Source organism: Variovorax sp. PAMC 28711, assembly GCF_001577265.1.
In the GTDB taxonomy this organism is placed as follows: Bacteria; Pseudomonadota; Gammaproteobacteria; order Burkholderiales; family Burkholderiaceae_C; genus Variovorax.
Map to the genome: position 1 here is coordinate 1,353,231 of NZ_CP014517.1, position 15,644 is coordinate 1,368,874.

Here is a 15,644-nt window from a genome sequence, read left to right on the forward strand (position 1 = left end):
TTGTAGGGTCGACACCCACGCGCCGTGAGCTCAGGCGCGCGCGGTCATGAGGATCCAGCCATCCTCGGTATCGCTCACTTCGAGCTGAACGTAGGGCGCGTAGGCGAGTTTCAGTTCGTCGGCCTGGCGCTCGAGAATGCCGGCCAGCACCAGCGCGCCGCCCGGCGCCACATGCGCACACAGCAACGGCGCCAGCACCTTCAGCGGCGTGGCCAGGATGTTGGCCAGCACGGTCTGGTAGTGGCCCAGTGCGGCATCCGGCAACGCGGCGTTCAGCGTGACGCCGTTCGCTTCCGCGTTGAGCCGCGTCGAGCTCACGGCGGCTTCGTCGATGTCGACCGCATCGATCTCGGCGGCACCGTACTTCGCCGCGCCGATCGCGAGGATGCCGGAGCCGCAGCCATAGTCGAGCACGCGCTGGCCCGCGAATTCGCCGCGCTTCGCGATCCAGCGCAGGCACATGCGCGTGGTGGGGTGCGTGCCCGTGCCGAAGGCCAGACCCGGATCGAGCCGGATCACGCGGCGCGCTTGGGCAGGCGGTTCGTGCCACGTCGGAACGATCCAGAAGTCGGAGGTGATCTCGACCGGCGCGAACTGCGATTGCGTGAGGCGCACCCAGTCCTGGTCGGGCACCACGGCCACGCCCAGCAGCTGGCAGCCTTCGAAGAAATCCTGCACGGCCAGCACCGTGGCCGCATCGTTGGCCAACGCTTCGGAGTCGAACAGCGCGATCACGCGCGAACGCTGCCAGCCCTCTTTCGGTGGTGGCATGCCCGGCTCGCCGAACAGCGCCTGCTCGGCATCGGTCTGCGCATCGGCGTCCTCCACCGATACGCTCAGCGCATCGAGCGCGTCGAGCGCGTCGCTCACCGCCTCGACGCTTTGCTCGGGAACCAGCAGCCGCAGCTCAAACACGCGCGCGTCCGGTCACCGCTTGTGAGCGGCGAGCCACTCTTCGAGGTAGTGGATGTTGGTGCCGCCGGCCATGAACTTGGCGTCGACCATCAATTCGCGGTGCAGCGGGATGTTGGTGCTGATGCCTTCGATGACCGTCTCGTTCAGGGCCGTGCGCATGCGCGCCATGGCCTGCTCACGCGTGTCGCCGAACGTGATGATCTTGCCGATCATCGAGTCGTAGTTCGGTGGCACGAAGTAGTTCGTGTAGACATGCGAGTCCACGCGCACGCCCGGACCACCCGGCGGATGCCACATCGTGATGCGGCCAGGCGACGGCGTGAACTTCCACGCGTCTTCGGCGTTGATGCGGCATTCGAACGAATGACCACGCATCTGGATCTGGCGCTGCGTGAACGGCAGCTTCTCGCCCGCGGCCACCATGATCTGCGTCTTGACGATGTCGATGCCTGTGGTGAATTCCGTCACCGGATGCTCCACCTGCACGCGCGTGTTCATCTCGATGAAATAGAACTCGCCGTTTTCGTAAAGAAACTCAAAGGTGCCCGCGCCGCGGTAGCCGATCTTCTTGCACGCGGCCGCGCAGCGCTCGCCGATCTTCTCGATCAGCTTGCGCGGGATGCCGGGGGCCGGCGATTCCTCGATCACCTTCTGGTGACGGCGCTGCATGGAGCAATCGCGCTCGCCCAAGTAAACGGCGTTCTTGTGCTTGTCGGCCAGGATCTGGATTTCGATGTGGCGCGGATTCTGGAGAAACTTCTCCATGTAGACCGCTGGATTGTTGAAGGCGGCGCCCGCCTCCGCCTTGGTCATCTGGATCGCGTTGATCAGCGCGGCTTCGGTGTGCACCACGCGCATGCCCCGGCCGCCACCGCCGCCAGCCGCCTTGATGATGACCGGGTAGCCGATGGCGCGCGCAATGCGCTTGTTGGTGGTCGCATCGTCGGACAGTTCGCCTTCGGAGCCCGGCACGCAAGGCACGCCTGCCTTGATCATGGCCTGCTTGGCCGCGACCTTGTCGCCCATCGTGCGGATGTTTTCCGGCGTCGGGCCGATGAACTGGAATCCGCTTTGCTCGACGCGCTCCGCGAAGTTGGCGTTCTCGCTCAGGAAACCGTAGCCGGGGTGGATCGCTTCGGCGTCGGTCACTTCTGCCGCCGAAATGATCGCCGGCATGTTGAGATAGCTTTGGCCCGATGCCGCAGGCCCGATGCACACGGCCTCCTGGGCCAGCTTGACGTACTTGGCGTCGCGATCGGCTTCGGAATAAACCATGACGGCCTTGATGCCCATCTCGCTGCAGGCACGCTGGATCCGCAAGGCGATTTCGCCGCGATTGGCGACCAGGATCTTCTTGAACATGGTCACTCGATGATGAACAGCGTCTGGCCGTATTCGACCGCTTGCCCGTTTTCGCCGAGGATCTGCGTGACCGTGCCGGACTTGTCGGCCTCGATCTCGTTGAGGATCTTCATGGCCTCGATGATGCAGATGGTGTCGCCTTCGTTGACTTTGCTGCCCACTTCGACGAACGAGGGTGCGCCTGGGCTCGACGAACGGTAGAAGGTGCCGACCATCGGCGACTTGACGGCGTGCCCGGTGGCGACCGCGTCGGCCGGAGCCGCCGCAGGCGCTGCTGCCAGCGGTGCCGTGGCGGGCGCTGGCCCTGCGGCCTGCGGCGCGAGCGTTTGCACGTACTGAACCGGAGCGGCCTCACCGCCCTTGACGATCCGGACCTTGCCCTCGGCTTCGGTGATCTCGAGTTCGGAAATGTTCGATTCAGACACCAGGTCGATCAGTGTCTTGAGTTTGCGTAGATCCATGGGGCTCCAATTGCCGTGTTCGCCGGCTTTGCCGGTCATTCGGGATTAACTCGCCTGAACGTTGGCTTATTTCAGCGTATCGACGCCAACGCCTTCGCGTGGGGGCGGATTCTAACCGTGAACTTCTGCACGGCGCCAAGCCTCAAGGTCGGCGGGTTCGACCTTGCCCATTTTACGCGCCGCGATGGCGCCATCGGCGCTCAACACCAACGTGAACGGCAGCCCGCCCGCGGTATTGCCCAGCTGCTTCACCAGATCGGTCCCTTCCAGGCCGGCCAGACCGACCGGAAAGGTCACAGGCAGCTTTTCAAGGAATTTTCGGACCGCCGTCGGCTGATCGATGGCCAATCCGACAACTTGCCAGCCGTTGGACGCGTGATCCTTGTAAAAGCGATCGATCATCGGCAGCTCTTCGATGCAAGGCGGGCACCAGGTGGCCCAGAAATTGAGAAGCATCGGTTTGCCTTTCAGATCGGCCATCCGCACTTCGCCACCGTCGGGACGGGTGAAAGTTCGGCTCCAGAATGCGTCGTCCATCCGCTCGCCGGCAGCGCTGTGGGTCTGGTGCTCGCGCCACCACGCACCGCCCAGCCCTGCGCCCACCGCCACCATGGCAACGCCGCCGTAAAGCCAACGCCGGCGGCTCACTGTATCCGTCATTCAGAATCCTTTTCGATCAGGCGACGCAGGGCGGCCAGGTCGCCCCTCGGGGTTCGACCCTGCGCATCGGGTTTCAGCGCTCCGCGCAAATCATCCAGATCGTAGACGAGCAGATGCACCCCGATCTCTTCGCCCAGCATCCGACTGTGGGCATGCACGCTGAGCGCTTCGACCTGTTCGCCGTGAAAGCCGTTCACCATGCGCGGCTCGTAGTCAACATGGTGATCAATGAGCGCGATCTCCGCGGACTTCGAGTCATCGCAGAACATCTGGATGTAGATGTCCGACAGCCGCGTCGCCGTACCATGCCAGACAGCGCCGCCGAGATGGGGCCGAAACGCCGCCATGCGCTGCATCCATTCGAGTGCTAGCGAGCGCAACGCGTGCAACTCTTTGGGCTGGGTGTCCGCACAGAACAGCGCGATGTAGTCCCGAACCTCGGCTTCCACCTCGTCGTTGTTGGGAAGCCCGCTGCGCGAAGACAGGCCGAGATCGCGCACCGCCCGGCGCTTGGCGGGGCCGTATTCGAGCCCTTCCTCGACGACGAGACGGGCGGCGGTCGCTGCGATTTCGCGCTTGGGCGTGTCCATCGGATCATTCTGCCCGCAGACCGCATTCCGCAGAAGTGCATGCAGGGCGCATCCCTAAAATCGGCCGATGCACATTCATATCCTCGGCATCTGCGGCACATTCATGGGCGGTGTCGCCGCCCTCGCCCGCGCAGCCGGCCACCGCGTGACCGGCTGCGACGCCGGCGTCTATCCGCCGATGAGCGATCAGCTGCGCGCACTCGACATCAAACTGATCGAAGGCTTTTCGGCCGACCAGCTCGCCCTGAAGCCGGACATGTTCGTGGTCGGCAACGTGGTGTCACGCGCCCGCCTCGCGGACGGCACGCCCAAGTTTCCGCTGATGGAAGCCATCCTCGATGCGGGTGCGCCCTACACCAGCGGGCCGCAGTGGCTGGCAGAACATGTCCTGCAAGGTCGCCATGTGCTGGCGGTCGCGGGCACGCACGGCAAGACCACGACCACGTCGATGCTCGCGTGGATCCTGGAAATGGCGGGCAAGGCGCCTGGCTTCCTGGTCGGCGGCGTGCCGCTGGACTTCGGCGTGTCGGCCCGGCCCGGCGGCGGCTCAGCGCCGTTCGTGATCGAAGCCGATGAGTACGACACCGCCTTCTTCGACAAGCGCAGCAAGTTCGTCCACTACCGGCCTCGCACCGCGGTGCTGAACAACCTCGAGTTCGACCACGCCGACATCTTCGACGATCTCGCCGCCATCGAGCGGCAGTTCCATCACCTCGTGCGCACCGTGCCCGCCACCGGTCGCATCGTGGTCAATGCGACCGAGGACAGCCTGCGGCGCGTGCTGGCCCAAGGCTGCTGGAGCGAGGTCGCGCGATTCGGCGCGGGTAGCCCCGACACCGACTGGCAAGCCAAGGGTGAGCACGGCGCGTTCGACGTGCTGTACCGTGGCGAGCGCGTCGGCCGTGTCGACTGGAAGCTCTCCGGGCTGCACAACCAGATGAATGCGCTGGCCGCCATCGCCGCAGCCGACCATGTGGGCGTGGCGCCCGCCGAGGCCGCCGCGGCGCTCGGTACCTTTCGGAATGTGCGTCGTCGCATGGAACTGCGCGGCACCGTGGCGCGCCCCGGCGGCGAGATCACCGTCTACGACGACTTCGCCCACCACCCGACGGCGATCCGCACGACGCTCGACGGCCTGCGCCGCCAGCTCGACGGCCAGGGCAAGCAAAGTGAGCGCATGCTCGCGGCCTTCGAGCCGCGCAGCAACACGATGAAGCTCGGCACGATGGCAGCGCAATTGCCGTGGAGCCTGGAGGCGGCCGACCTGGCGTTCTGCCACACCGCCGGACTCGATTGGGACGCCGCCGCCGCGTTGAAGCCCATGGGAGAGCGCGCGCAAGTCGCCGGGTCGATCGATCCGCTCGTCGCGCAGATCGTTGCAGCCGCGCGAGCCGGCGATCACATCGTCTGCATGAGCAACGGCGGTTTCGGCGGCGTGCACGACAAGCTGCTGGCGGCATTGCAGGCACAAACCCCATGAATTCGACGCGAGCGCACCAGCTGATCGATACGCTCCAGCTCAAGCCGCACCCGGAAGGCGGCTGGTACAGCGAAGTATTCCGCTCGACCGCCAGCGTTTCGCCGGCCGACGGCAGGTCACTGCGCAGCGCGCTCACATCGATCTATTTCCTTCTCGAGGCGCAGCAGCACTCGCGCTGGCATCGTGTTCTGTCCGACGAGGTCTGGGTCCATCTGGAAGGCGTGCCGCTGGCGCTGTGGACCTGCGACGCGGGCCTCCGAACTGCGCCGGCCCATGTGCGGCTCGGCCCTGTCGACGTGCACGGCACGCGCCCGCAACACGTGGTGCCGGCCGGTCAGTGGCAGGCGGCGCGGCCGATCGTGAGCCACACCGCCGGCGACTTCACGCTCGCCGCCTGCATGGTCGGTCCGGGCTTCGACTTCAGCGATTTCTCGTTGATGCCCGGCGCCAGCGACGAAGCGGCTGCCATGCGTCACCACTGGCCCGATCTCGCCGTTTTGATGTGATAGGCGCTTAACCCCGGCGCTGCTTCACGGCGTGCGACAGCGTGTCGAGCATGGCGACCGAGTCGTCCCAGCCGATGCAGGCGTCGGTGATGCTCTTGCCGTATTCCAGATCGGCGATCAGCTCCTTGCCTGGCGTGAATTTCTGCGCGCCGGCCTGCAAATGGCTTTCCACCATCACACCGAACACGCTTGTGCTGCCGCCCGCGATCTGTCCGGCGATGTCCTTCGCCACGTCGATCTGCTTTTGGTGCTGCTTCGCGCTGTTGGCGTGGCTGCAGTCGACCATCAGGGTCGGCGGCAACTTGGCCGAAGAGAGGTCGGCGCAGGCGGCCGCGACACTGGCCGCGTCGTAGTTCGGTGCCTTGCCGCCACGCAGGATCACGTGGCAGTCCGGGTTGCCGTTGGTCTGCACGATCGCGACCTGGCCGTTCTTATGGACCGACAGGAAGTGATGCCCGCGCGCCGCCGCCTGGATGGCGTCGGTCGCGATGCGGATGTTGCCGTCGGTGCCGTTCTTGAAACCGATCGGCGCCGACAGGCCCGACGCCAATTCGCGATGCACCTGGCTTTCGGTGGTGCGCGCACCGATCGCGCCCCAGCTGATGAGGTCGCCGATGTACTGCGGGGAGATCACGTCGAGGAATTCGCTGCCGGCGGGCAAGCCGATCCGATTGATGTCGATCAGAAGCTGGCGCGCGATGCGCAGACCCTCGTCGATGCGGTAGCTTTCGTCGAGGTAGGGGTCGTTGATCAACCCCTTCCAGCCCACCGTGGTGCGCGGCTTCTCGAAGTAGACGCGCATCACGATCTCGAGTGACTCGGCGTGCTTGTCGCGCAGCACCTTGAGCCGGCGCGCGTAGTCGAGTGCGGCAGCGGGGTCGTGGATCGAGCATGGGCCCATGACCACCAGCAGCCGGTCGTCCGTGCCGGCCATGATGTCGTGGATGGCACGGCGCGTGCCGGTGATCAGCGTTTCGACCGGCGTCCCGCGGATCGGGAAGAAACGGATCAGGTGTTCGGGAGGGGGCAGCACGTTGATGTCCTTGATGCGTTCGTCGTCGGTCTGGCTGGTTTTCTCGACGCTCGCATACCAGCTGTCGCTGGTGGGGGCGGTGTTCTGGCTCATCGTGTGACTCCTGGATCAACAATCAAAAGGGCATAAAAAAACCGCCGGGGCGTGAGCGCCGGCGGTCTGGGAGGGGTGTACGTTTGCTTTACGCGCTCGCCTCTGGGCCGCCGGAAGTCCGGAACCAAAAGTACGAAAAATAGAAAGCTGCGCGCAACATGGGTGGCCAATGTAGCACAGGGTTTTGCGCGCCGGGTTTTTCAGGCGGTGCCGCCGACCGTGAGACCGTCGATGCGCAGGGTGGGCTGGCCGACGCCGACCGGCACACTCTGGCCTTCCTTGCCGCAGGTGCCCACGCCCGAATCGAGCGCCATGTCGTCGCCGATCATGGTCACGCGCGTCAGCGCGTCCGGGCCGTTGCCCACGATCGTCGCGCCCTTGACCGGGTACTGGATCTTGCCGTTCTCGACCCAGTAGGCCTCGCTCGCCGAGAACACGAACTTGCCGCTCGTGATGTCGACCTGCCCGCCGCCGAAGTTGGTGGCGTAGAGGCCCTTCTTCATGCTCGCGACGATTTCTTCGGGGTTCTTGTCGCCGCCCAGCATGTAGGTATTGGTCATGCGTGGCATCGGCACGTGCGCGTAGCTTTCGCGGCGGCCGTTGCCGGTGGGCTTCACGCCCGTCAGGCGGGCGTTCATCGAATCCTGGATGTAACCCTTGAGGATGCCGTCCTCGATCAACACGTTGCGCTGGCTCGCGTTGCCTTCGTCATCGACGTTGAGCGACCCACGGCGGTCGGCGATGGTGCCGTCGTCGAGCACCGTGACACCCTTGGCCGCCACGCGTTCGCCGATGCGGCCCGAGAAGGCGCTCGACCCCTTGCGGTTGAAATCGCCTTCGAGACCGTGGCCGATCGCCTCGTGCAGCAGGATGCCGGGCCAGCCCGGACCGAGCACGACCGTCATTTCGCCGGCCGGCGCAGGACGCGCTTCGAGGTTCGTCAATGCGGCCTTGACGGCCTGGTCAACGTATTCGGCAATGTGTTCGTCGTCGAAGTAAGCCAGGCCGAAGCGTCCGCCGCCACCGCCTGAGCCGACTTCGCGACGGCCGTTCTGTTCAGCGATGACCGTGACCGACAAGCGCACCAGCGGTCGGACGTCGGCGGCCAGCGTGCCGTCGGCGCGCGCCACCAGCACCACGTCGTACTCGCTGGCCAACCCGGCCATCACCTGCGCCACGCGCGGGTCGCGCGAGCGGGCGAGCTTCTCGACCTTGCCGAGCAGCGCGACCTTGGCGGTGCTGTCGAGCGTGGAGATCGGGTCGACGCCGTTGTAGAGCGAGCGGCTGCCGGCGATCTTCTTGGTCGCCGTCTTCGCGCGCGCGGTGCGCCCGGCTGACGAAATCGACCGCACCGTCCGGGCTGCGTCGAGCAGCGAGGCTTCGGAGATATCGTCCGAATAGGCGAACGCGGTTTTTTCGCCGCTCACCGCCCGAACGCCGACGCCTTGGTCGATGCTGAAGCTGCCGGTCTTGACGATACCTTCTTCCAGGCTCCAGCCTTCGCTGCGCGTGTACTGGAAGTAGAGATCCGCATCGTCCACCCCGTAGCGGGTGATCTCGCCGAGCGCCTTCGACAGGTGCGACTCGTCGAGGCCAAACGGCGTGAGAAGCAGCGATTGCGCCGTGGCGAGGCGCTCGATGGTGGGTTCGCGAGAGATCATCGAGCCATTCTAGGGAGCGGCCGCGAATTCAGCTCTGCATCAATCTTTTGGCCCTGGAAATCGACATCAAAATCCCGAGCCCCAGCCCGAGCGTGACCATGGCGGTGCCGCCGTAGCTGATAAAGGGCAGCGGCACGCCCACCACCGGCAGGATGCCGCTCACCATGCCCATGTTGACGAAGGCGTAGGTGAAAAAGATCAGCGTGATGGCCCCGGCGAGCAGCCGCGAGAACAGCGTCGGCGCATCGGAAGCGATCGCGAGGCCACGAAAAATCAGAAAGATGAAGGACGCGATCAGGAAAAGGTTGCCAGCCAGGCCGAACTCTTCCGAATAGGCCGCGAAGATGAAGTCTGTCGTGCGCTCGGGAATGAACTCCAGGTGCGTCTGCGTCCCCTGCATGAAGCCCTTGCCGCCGACGCCGCCCGAGCCAATGGCGATCATCCCCTGGATGATGTGGAAGCCCTTGCCGAGCGGATCCTTGCTCGGGTCGAGCAACGTGCAGACGCGCTGCTTCTGGTACTCATGCAGGATGCGCCAATCGAAGCCATCGGCACACAGCGTCGATTCGTAGCCCACGATGAGTGCCACTGCGACCAGTCCGATGAGCACGGGCGGCACGATGAGCTTCCAGGAGAGGCCGGCGAAAAAGATCACCGAGAGCCCCGCCGACAGCACCAGCAGCGCGGTACCAAGGTCGGGTTGTTTCATGATGAGCCCGACGGGCACCACCAGCAGGATGGTCGCCACCGCGAAGTCGAGCGGCCGCAGCTGCCCTTCTCGCCGCTGGAACCACCAGGCGAGCATCAACGGCATCGCGATCTTGAGAATTTCGCTGGGCTGGATCACGAACCCGACGTTGAGCCAGCGCTTTGCGCCCTTTTTCGTCAGCCCGAAGATCGCCACCGCGATCAGCAACGCCACACCCACGGTGTAGAGCGGCACCGCAAAACTCATGAGCCGCTGCGGCGGGATCTGCGCCACCACGAACATGATGAAGCCGGCCAGCAGCATGTTGCGGCCGTGGTCCATGAAGCGGGAGCCGTGGTCGTAGCCCGACGAATACATCGTGAGCAGGCCCGCGCAGACGAGCAGGAACACCGCAAAGGCCAGGAAGCCGTCGAAGCCCTGGAACACGGGCGCAATGCGTCGCGCGAACGAGGGCTGGTTGAACACGGCTGACATGGGGCGGGATTATCCGCGCCCTCGCGATCTCACAGCCCGAACTCGACCATTGCGACCGTCCGGCCTGGCCGGCTTTGCATGCGCAGCCGCGCGCCAATCGCCCGCGCGCGCTCGCTGAGCGCGCGCGGCGCCAAGCGCTCGGCGTCGAATCCCCGTCCGTTGTCGATCACACACAGGCGCAGCACAAGCCCGTGCTTCGCCGCTTCAATGCGCAGCACGCTGGCCTGGGCATGTTGCAGCACATTGGAAATCGCCTCAAACAGCAGGAACTGCAATTGCCGCATCGCCGCACCGTCGAGGTTGGCGACGGGGGCCAGCTCGTCGACGGCCCATTCGAGCGAAAGGCCGGCGGCCGCGAAGCGCGGCGTCATTCGGTAGCGCAGCCCGGCAAGCAGCGCGCCGACGTCTCCGGGCGGCAGGTGAATCGAATCGATCGAGAGCTTGAGCTGGTCGAGCGAATCGCGCAGTGTGCGCAGCACCTCGGCATCGCTGCCCTGGCCGGATTGCAGTTGGCGGATGGCGGCGCTGATGTGCGAACCGACCCCGTCGTGCATGTCGCGCAGGATGCGCTCGCGCTCCTGCGTTCGCGCCTGTTCGCGTGCGCCCTGTTCGAGGCGCTCGTAAACGAGGGCCAGCTCGTGCTCGCGGTCGGCGACCCGCGAGGCGAGCGTCTGCAGCAGGTCGCGCGCTTTGGCGCTCGCCTCGCGAAAACGGCTGATGACCAGTCCGAGCAGCGCCAAGCCGAAGAGCGTCGACGTGTAGCGCACCCACGTCGTGCTGCCGTAGGCATCCGACAGCCGGATCACCGCCCAGTCGCGACCAGCCGCAGCCACGGTGAGCACCGCCACCAGCGCGACCAGCACGCGCGGCAAGCTGGGCCGCCGAACGGTCGCCGCGACGAAGAACGACACGTACGCCACCACCGCGACGACCTCGATCGCAAGCCAGATCGTGAGCCAGTCCGGGCGCGCGCGCGAAAGCGCGAAGTAACAGACGACCACGGGAATCGTGAACACCCCGAGTGCGGCGCGCTCGAGCCAGCGCATGCCGGGTCGTCCGTGCCACCCCGCCAGGTGCTGGCAGAACATGACCACCGCGCCGGCCCAGCCGGAATAGCAGGCGGTCATGAGGGTTCCCCATTCGACCCACGGCAGCGGCGGGTTCCTGATCGCGCCATCGGCCACGCGCATCGCCCAGCAGAACTCCGCGATCGCCGCCCACAGATAGAGATGCTCGCGGCGCGGCCGGGCCGGCACGCTGGCATCGACCTGCGTGAGCCAGAGCGCGAACGCGGTCACCCCCACGAAGAGGCTGAAGGCCGTCAGCAACACCGATCCCGTAAAGCGCCACGCGTAGGCCGATTCGTAGAGCCGGTGACGCACCAACGTCGCAGGACCGACCGTGACCGTCGACAAACCGGCACGGCGGCCGCTGTCCGCGCGCAGGTCGATCTGCAGCGTGTTGAGGCCCGGCTTCAGCAGGTCTTTTGGCAGCGGCACGTAGATCGGCGCCTTGCCATAGTCGGCGCCGCCCTCTGTCGAAAGGTCGCCGAACACCTGAAGCAGGCTGCCGTTCAGGCTGACCTCGAAGGCGCTGCCGGCACGCGGGATGAACAGGCCCCAAGGCGCCGAAGGCGGCTGACTCAGCACGAAAGGCAGCTCGAAGTGCGCTGTGCCGGGACGGCCTGCATGCTGGCGATCCCAGTGATAGGGCAGCTGCAGCGACGCGCCGCGAGTGACGCCATCCACGCGCGTGGTCACGGTAGCGGCATGCAAGGCCATGGCTTCGGGTTCGCTGGCGGCCAGCGCCCCCTGCGCCGCAAGCAGCAGCAGTGCCGCCGCACACAGGCGGCCCAGCGCGCGACGAAGTTCGTGCCTGCGCATCACCGGGCCACACCCTCAGTGCAGATGCGGCAGCAGCCCGAGCCGCGTCGCCTCGTACACCGCCTCGTTCTTGGAATGCACCGCGAGCTTGCCGTACAGGTTCTTGATGTGCGTCTGCACGGTGTGCACGCTGAGGTTCTTGAGCCGCGCGATCTCGGCATAGGAAAAGCCACGCGCAATCAGCGTCAGCACCTCATGCTCCCGTCCAGATAGCAAGGCGCGACCTGCGGGCGGCGTGGTCGCAGGCGTCAGCGCGCGGGCCACCTCTGCTTGCGGCGACGCATGGGCCGCCGAGTGCAGGCTGCGGTACTTCTCGAGCACGCGGCGGGCAATCATGGGCGAGATCGGCGACGCGCCGCCCTTCATGTCGATGATGGTTTGCGAAATGTCTTCCGGCGCCGCGTCCTTGTGGAGGTAGCCGACCGCACCGGCCTCGATGCTGGCGAGCACGTTGTCCTCGTCGCCGAAGACGGACACGACCAGCGGATCGCAGGCCGGAAAACGGGCGACCGCCGCACGGATCACATCGAGACCGCTGCCATCCGGCAGACCGAGGTCGACCAGCAGCACGTCCGGCGCGTCGCGTGTGGTCTGCAACCAGCCGATCGCCTCGCGCATCCGGCTGGCACTGCCGAGCCAGCGCAAACGATTGCAGCCGCGCACACCCGCTTCGAAAAAACTGCGTGCGCGCGGATCGTCCTCGACGACGAACACCCCCCACTTCTCTGCGGCGCTCTCCCCGAGTTGCTTGGTGTTCATGCCGCAGAGCATACGTCCCAGAAACAGTAAGAAACATTCTCGAACTCCCCGCTTTGTGGGATGCGCAGGCCGCCTTGCATCTTCAAACTCGCGCCCGTCAGCCTATTTTTTGTAACTTTTAGTAGATAACGAAACGGGGAAAACCGATGAAGCACACGCACCTGACCCTCAAATCCGGCCTCGCCACCGCTTTGCTGGCATCGCTTGCCGCATGCGGCGGCGGGGGTGGCGGCGGAAGCGGCGGATTCTTCCTGCCGCCAGCGACGGGCAGCACGGCACCGGCTGCCGGAACGGACACCACTGCGGGAAGTGGCAACACCGACACGGGCGCCACGCTGGCCAAGCTGGACGGTGTCGTCGCCACAGGCGCCGCTTTCGCCGGCGCCACCGTGACCGTGACCGACCAGACCGGCGCGACTGTCTGCACCACGCCGACGAATGCGGACGGCACCTTCAGTTGCACCTTGCCTGCCACGACCAAAGCCCCGCTCGTCATCCGCGCCACGCGCGATGACCAGAGCCTATACAGCACCACGGCCAGCGCAGCCAGCGGCATCACGAACGTCACACCGCTCACCACGATCGTCGTTGCGCAGCTGTCGCCCGACGGCAACCCTGCGAGCCTTGCCGGCGCGATCCAAACGCAGCCTGACCTCGTCACCGCGACCACCATCCAAACCCAGGTCACCGAACTCGTCGCCGCGCTCAAGCCACTGCTCGACGCACTGGGCCAGGGCGCACTCGACGTGATGAGCGGAGCCTTCACCGCCGACGGCACGGGCGCAGACAAGGTGCTGGACTCGATCTCGGTCAGCGTGCTGCCCAACGGCACGTCCGCCAATATCGAAGTGACGGTGAAAACGGTGCCTACGGCCGATGGGGCTCCGCCCGTGTCGATCGTCTTCAACACCAGCGCACCCACGCCACCTCTCCCGACAACGGCAGCGGATCTGACCGCGTCCCTGGCGACAGACTTCCCGACGCCGACGGCTGTGGCAGCCCTGTTCCAACGCCTGACGGCTTGCTATGCCCTGCCACTCACCACGCGCGTCAATGGAAGCGGTGTCATCGACGACAACACCAATGCCACCGGCACCGCATCCAACATCGCGGCCCCTGCCTGCAAAACGCTGTTCGTGAACGACGATCCGGCCACATTCTTCAGCAACGGTTTTCCCGTCGGCCGCGACAACAACAACAACGGATCCTTTGCCGGCATCTTCCGTTCCGGCGCCACCGGCGTGGTTTTCGATCGCGGCAACGTCGAGTACGCGCGCAGCAGCGCCGGCGAGTACGTGCTGAGCTACCGCTCGACCGACCGCTTCGGTGGCATCGACAACGACACCATCATTGCGCGCAACGTCGACGGCGTGCTCAAGCTGACCGGCAACAACTACGCGTACCGCGTCACGCTGCGGCCGTACTCGGAAGACCGGGAGCGGATCAACTCCCCTGCCTTCAGCTCCTTCAACACCGGCTACAACATTTCGATCGACAACAAGCTGCTGAACTCCAATCCTGTCTTCTCGAAGGTGGAAGTCACGACGCCGTTCGACGCCCTGCCGCTCACCTACTACCCGGACGGAAATCTTTCTTTCTTGTCGATCAGCAGAAATGGGCTGCCCGGGGCGGCCAATCTGCAGTCGACCAGCATCGTGCGGCTCGCCGGCGCGTTCCAGAACCCGGCCACGCAGGGTCCCGTCAGCGCCAAGGAAACGGGCATCTACTACGTTCAGCCTGAATACACGGAAGCTCAGATCAGCGAAATACCCAACCAGAGCGTCTGGTCGGTGAAGTTCTTCCATGTGAACACGGCGATTCAGCCGATCGTGCAGACGTATCGCACCATCTCACGCGCACAAACGCTGAATGAAATCCGTCAACTTAAGATCGCGCAACTGACCGACGCGCAGCGCGCGGAGATGGTCGCTGGCAGCAGTGCCACCGGCCGGTTCACGTTTGGCCAGGCAAGCCAAGCCGACCCCAACCTCATCGACTTCAGCTCCGAAGGAAACCTCGACGCCTGGACTGTGCCGCTGGGCGCCCTCGCCCCCACCTCCTTGAGTGCTCAGGGCAGCGCGCCTCCCATCAGCAATGTAGCCGGGGCACGATTCAACGATGGCACGAGCGTATTGAGCACGGCGCGCAAGGGCATCATCTACTGCGCCCGCCAAGGCCAGAACGACTTGCATTGCGACCCCGCCGTGCCGTCCCAGTACGCCAACGGCACCTCGGTTGACCTGTTCGACCTCTGGGCGCGTAGTTCACGCCAGGTAGAGATCAGCAAGAAGGTGGTCACCAGAGCGCTCCCGTAATCGCACAGGCCCCAAAAAAGCCCCGTTCGCGGGGCTTTTTTCCTTTTGAGAGAATCCGGCTGCAGCGCCCGTCCCGCCTGCGAGATTCGCTATCAAATTAGTAGCATGAAACCCCAGCCCACCACCCACCTGCTCTACCTGCACGGATTTCGCTCTTCGCCGCAATCTGCCAAGGCGCGGCTGGTGGCCGAGCGGGTGGCAACGCGGCACCCCAAGGTGCAGTGGTGGGCGCCGCAATTGCCACCCTCGCCGCGCGAGGCGATGGACAGGGTCATGAAGGGCATCGAGGACTGGCCGCGCGACTCGATGGCCGTCATCGGCTCGTCGCTGGGCGGCTTCTATGCAACCTACGTGGCGGGCATGACGCGCTGCCGGCTCGTGCTGCTCAATCCGGCGGTGCGGCCCGCGCGCGACCTGGCGCGCCACATCGGCGACCAGACCAGCTGGCACGATCCATCGGAACATTTCTATTTCCGGCCCGAGTACATCGCCGAGCTGCGTGCGCTCGAGGTCGGCACCCTGACGCGACCGGAACGGGCGCTGGCGATCGTCGCCAAGGGCGATGAGGTGCTCGACTGGCGCGAGATGTCGGCGCGCTATCCGGGCAGCCGCGTCAAGCTGCTGGAAGGCGGCGACCACGCGCTGTCGGATTTCGCCGGGGCGCACCTGGACGACGTGATGGCGTTCATCGACCCAGTCTGAAACGGCGCCGGGGCCGCGGCCGGAGCGCGCCTTGATAATCG

The 15,644-nt window shown here is 65.6% G+C and carries 14 protein-coding genes; 4 read left to right on the plus strand and 10 right to left on the minus strand.

Annotated features, from left to right (window positions below):
- Positions 1-30 precede the first annotated feature (30 nt).
- The 5 genes from prmA to AX767_RS06795 all read right to left on the minus strand — a co-directional run bounded on the left by prmA (position 31) and on the right by AX767_RS06795 (position 3,988).
- Positions 31-915 carry a 50S ribosomal protein L11 methyltransferase gene (gene prmA / locus AX767_RS06775; protein ID WP_068629797.1) on the minus strand — a complete coding sequence of 295 codons (885 nt, stop codon included), beginning with the start codon at positions 913-915 and terminating at the stop codon, positions 31-33.
- Positions 916-927: 12 nt separating this feature from the next.
- On the minus strand, positions 928-2,277 hold the full coding sequence (gene accC / locus AX767_RS06780) for an acetyl-CoA carboxylase biotin carboxylase subunit (protein ID WP_068629799.1): 1,350 nt from the start codon (positions 2,275-2,277) through the stop codon (positions 928-930).
- Between the two features lie 2 nt (positions 2,278-2,279).
- Positions 2,280-2,738, minus strand: a complete 459-nt coding sequence (accB, locus tag AX767_RS06785; RefSeq protein WP_068633430.1) for an acetyl-CoA carboxylase biotin carboxyl carrier protein — start codon at positions 2,736-2,738, stop codon at positions 2,280-2,282.
- A 111-nt stretch (positions 2,739-2,849) separates the two neighbouring features.
- Entirely contained in the window at positions 2,850-3,398 is a 549-nt protein-coding gene (locus tag AX767_RS06790) for a TlpA family protein disulfide reductase (protein WP_068629802.1), read from the minus strand.
- Positions 3,395-3,988 carry a hypothetical protein gene (locus tag AX767_RS06795; protein ID WP_068629803.1) on the minus strand — a complete coding sequence of 198 codons (594 nt, stop codon included), beginning with the start codon at positions 3,986-3,988 and terminating at the stop codon, positions 3,395-3,397. Before AX767_RS06795 ends, AX767_RS06790 begins: the two co-directional genes overlap by 4 nt.
- Positions 3,989-4,055: 67 nt before the next feature.
- Between AX767_RS06795 and mpl the strand changes: the two genes are divergently transcribed.
- Both mpl and AX767_RS06805 read left to right on the plus strand, forming a co-directional pair.
- On the plus strand, positions 4,056-5,468 hold the full coding sequence (gene mpl, locus AX767_RS06800; protein WP_068629805.1) for a UDP-N-acetylmuramate:L-alanyl-gamma-D-glutamyl-meso-diaminopimelate ligase: 1,413 nt from the start codon (positions 4,056-4,058) through the stop codon (positions 5,466-5,468).
- Positions 5,465-5,974: a cupin domain-containing protein gene (locus AX767_RS06805; RefSeq protein ID WP_068629808.1), complete on the plus strand. Its 510-nt coding sequence runs from the start codon at positions 5,465-5,467 to the stop codon at positions 5,972-5,974. The genes mpl and AX767_RS06805 overlap by 4 nt, the downstream gene beginning before the upstream one ends.
- A gap of 7 nt (positions 5,975-5,981) precedes the next feature.
- Here AX767_RS06805 and AX767_RS06810 read toward each other — a convergent pair whose 3' ends face one another.
- The 5 genes from AX767_RS06810 to AX767_RS06830 form a co-directional block, all read right to left on the minus strand.
- Positions 5,982-7,100, minus strand: a complete 1,119-nt coding sequence (locus tag AX767_RS06810; protein WP_068629810.1) for a 3-deoxy-7-phosphoheptulonate synthase — start codon at positions 7,098-7,100, stop codon at positions 5,982-5,984.
- Positions 7,101-7,300: 200 nt separating this feature from the next.
- Positions 7,301-8,761 carry a metalloprotease TldD gene (gene tldD, locus AX767_RS06815; protein WP_068629813.1) on the minus strand — a complete coding sequence of 487 codons (1,461 nt, stop codon included), beginning with the start codon at positions 8,759-8,761 and terminating at the stop codon, positions 7,301-7,303.
- 28 nt (positions 8,762-8,789) lie between these two features.
- Positions 8,790-9,944, minus strand: coding sequence for a rod shape-determining protein RodA (rodA, locus tag AX767_RS06820; protein ID WP_068629815.1), 1,155 nt, complete (start codon positions 9,942-9,944; stop codon positions 8,790-8,792).
- 29 nt (positions 9,945-9,973) lie between these two features.
- On the minus strand, positions 9,974-11,827 hold the full coding sequence (locus tag AX767_RS06825; RefSeq protein ID WP_068629816.1) for a sensor histidine kinase: 1,854 nt from the start codon (positions 11,825-11,827) through the stop codon (positions 9,974-9,976).
- A gap of 15 nt (positions 11,828-11,842) precedes the next feature.
- Positions 11,843-12,598 carry a response regulator transcription factor gene (locus tag AX767_RS06830; RefSeq protein WP_068629818.1) on the minus strand — a complete coding sequence of 252 codons (756 nt, stop codon included), beginning with the start codon at positions 12,596-12,598 and terminating at the stop codon, positions 11,843-11,845.
- A gap of 377 nt (positions 12,599-12,975) precedes the next feature.
- Between AX767_RS06830 and AX767_RS06835 the strand changes: the two genes are divergently transcribed.
- On the plus strand, positions 12,976-14,901 hold the full coding sequence (locus AX767_RS06835; RefSeq protein WP_156480983.1) for a carboxypeptidase regulatory-like domain-containing protein: 1,926 nt from the start codon (positions 12,976-12,978) through the stop codon (positions 14,899-14,901).
- 105 nt (positions 14,902-15,006) lie between these two features.
- Complete coding sequence (locus AX767_RS06840) at positions 15,007-15,603, plus strand: YqiA/YcfP family alpha/beta fold hydrolase (RefSeq protein WP_068629823.1); 597 nt, start codon at positions 15,007-15,009, stop codon at positions 15,601-15,603.
- The last annotated feature ends 41 nt before the right edge of the window (positions 15,604-15,644 follow it).

Bases quoted from the DNA above. Each gene is read 5' to 3' on its own strand.
- accC (WP_068629799.1), bottom strand. From the start codon at position 2,277: ATGTTCAAGAAGATCCTGGTCGCCAATCGCGGCGAAATCGCCTTGCGG.
- accB (WP_068633430.1), bottom strand. From the start codon at position 2,738: ATGGATCTACGCAAACTCAAGACACTGATCGACCTGGTGTCTGAATCG.
- AX767_RS06790 (WP_068629802.1), bottom strand. From the start codon at position 3,398: ATGACGGATACAGTGAGCCGCCGGCGTTGGCTTTACGGCGGCGTTGCC.
- AX767_RS06795 (WP_068629803.1), bottom strand. From the start codon at position 3,988: ATGGACACGCCCAAGCGCGAAATCGCAGCGACCGCCGCCCGTCTCGTC.
- mpl (WP_068629805.1), top strand. From the start codon at position 4,056: ATGCACATTCATATCCTCGGCATCTGCGGCACATTCATGGGCGGTGTC.
- AX767_RS06805 (WP_068629808.1), top strand. From the start codon at position 5,465: ATGAATTCGACGCGAGCGCACCAGCTGATCGATACGCTCCAGCTCAAG.
- AX767_RS06810 (WP_068629810.1), bottom strand. From the start codon at position 7,100: ATGAGCCAGAACACCGCCCCCACCAGCGACAGCTGGTATGCGAGCGTC.
- tldD (WP_068629813.1), bottom strand. From the start codon at position 8,761: ATGATCTCTCGCGAACCCACCATCGAGCGCCTCGCCACGGCGCAATCG.
- rodA (WP_068629815.1), bottom strand. From the start codon at position 9,944: ATGTCAGCCGTGTTCAACCAGCCCTCGTTCGCGCGACGCATTGCGCCC.
- AX767_RS06825 (WP_068629816.1), bottom strand. From the start codon at position 11,827: ATGCGCAGGCACGAACTTCGTCGCGCGCTGGGCCGCCTGTGTGCGGCG.
- AX767_RS06830 (WP_068629818.1), bottom strand. From the start codon at position 12,598: ATGCTCTGCGGCATGAACACCAAGCAACTCGGGGAGAGCGCCGCAGAG.
- AX767_RS06840 (WP_068629823.1), top strand. From the start codon at position 15,007: ATGAAACCCCAGCCCACCACCCACCTGCTCTACCTGCACGGATTTCGC.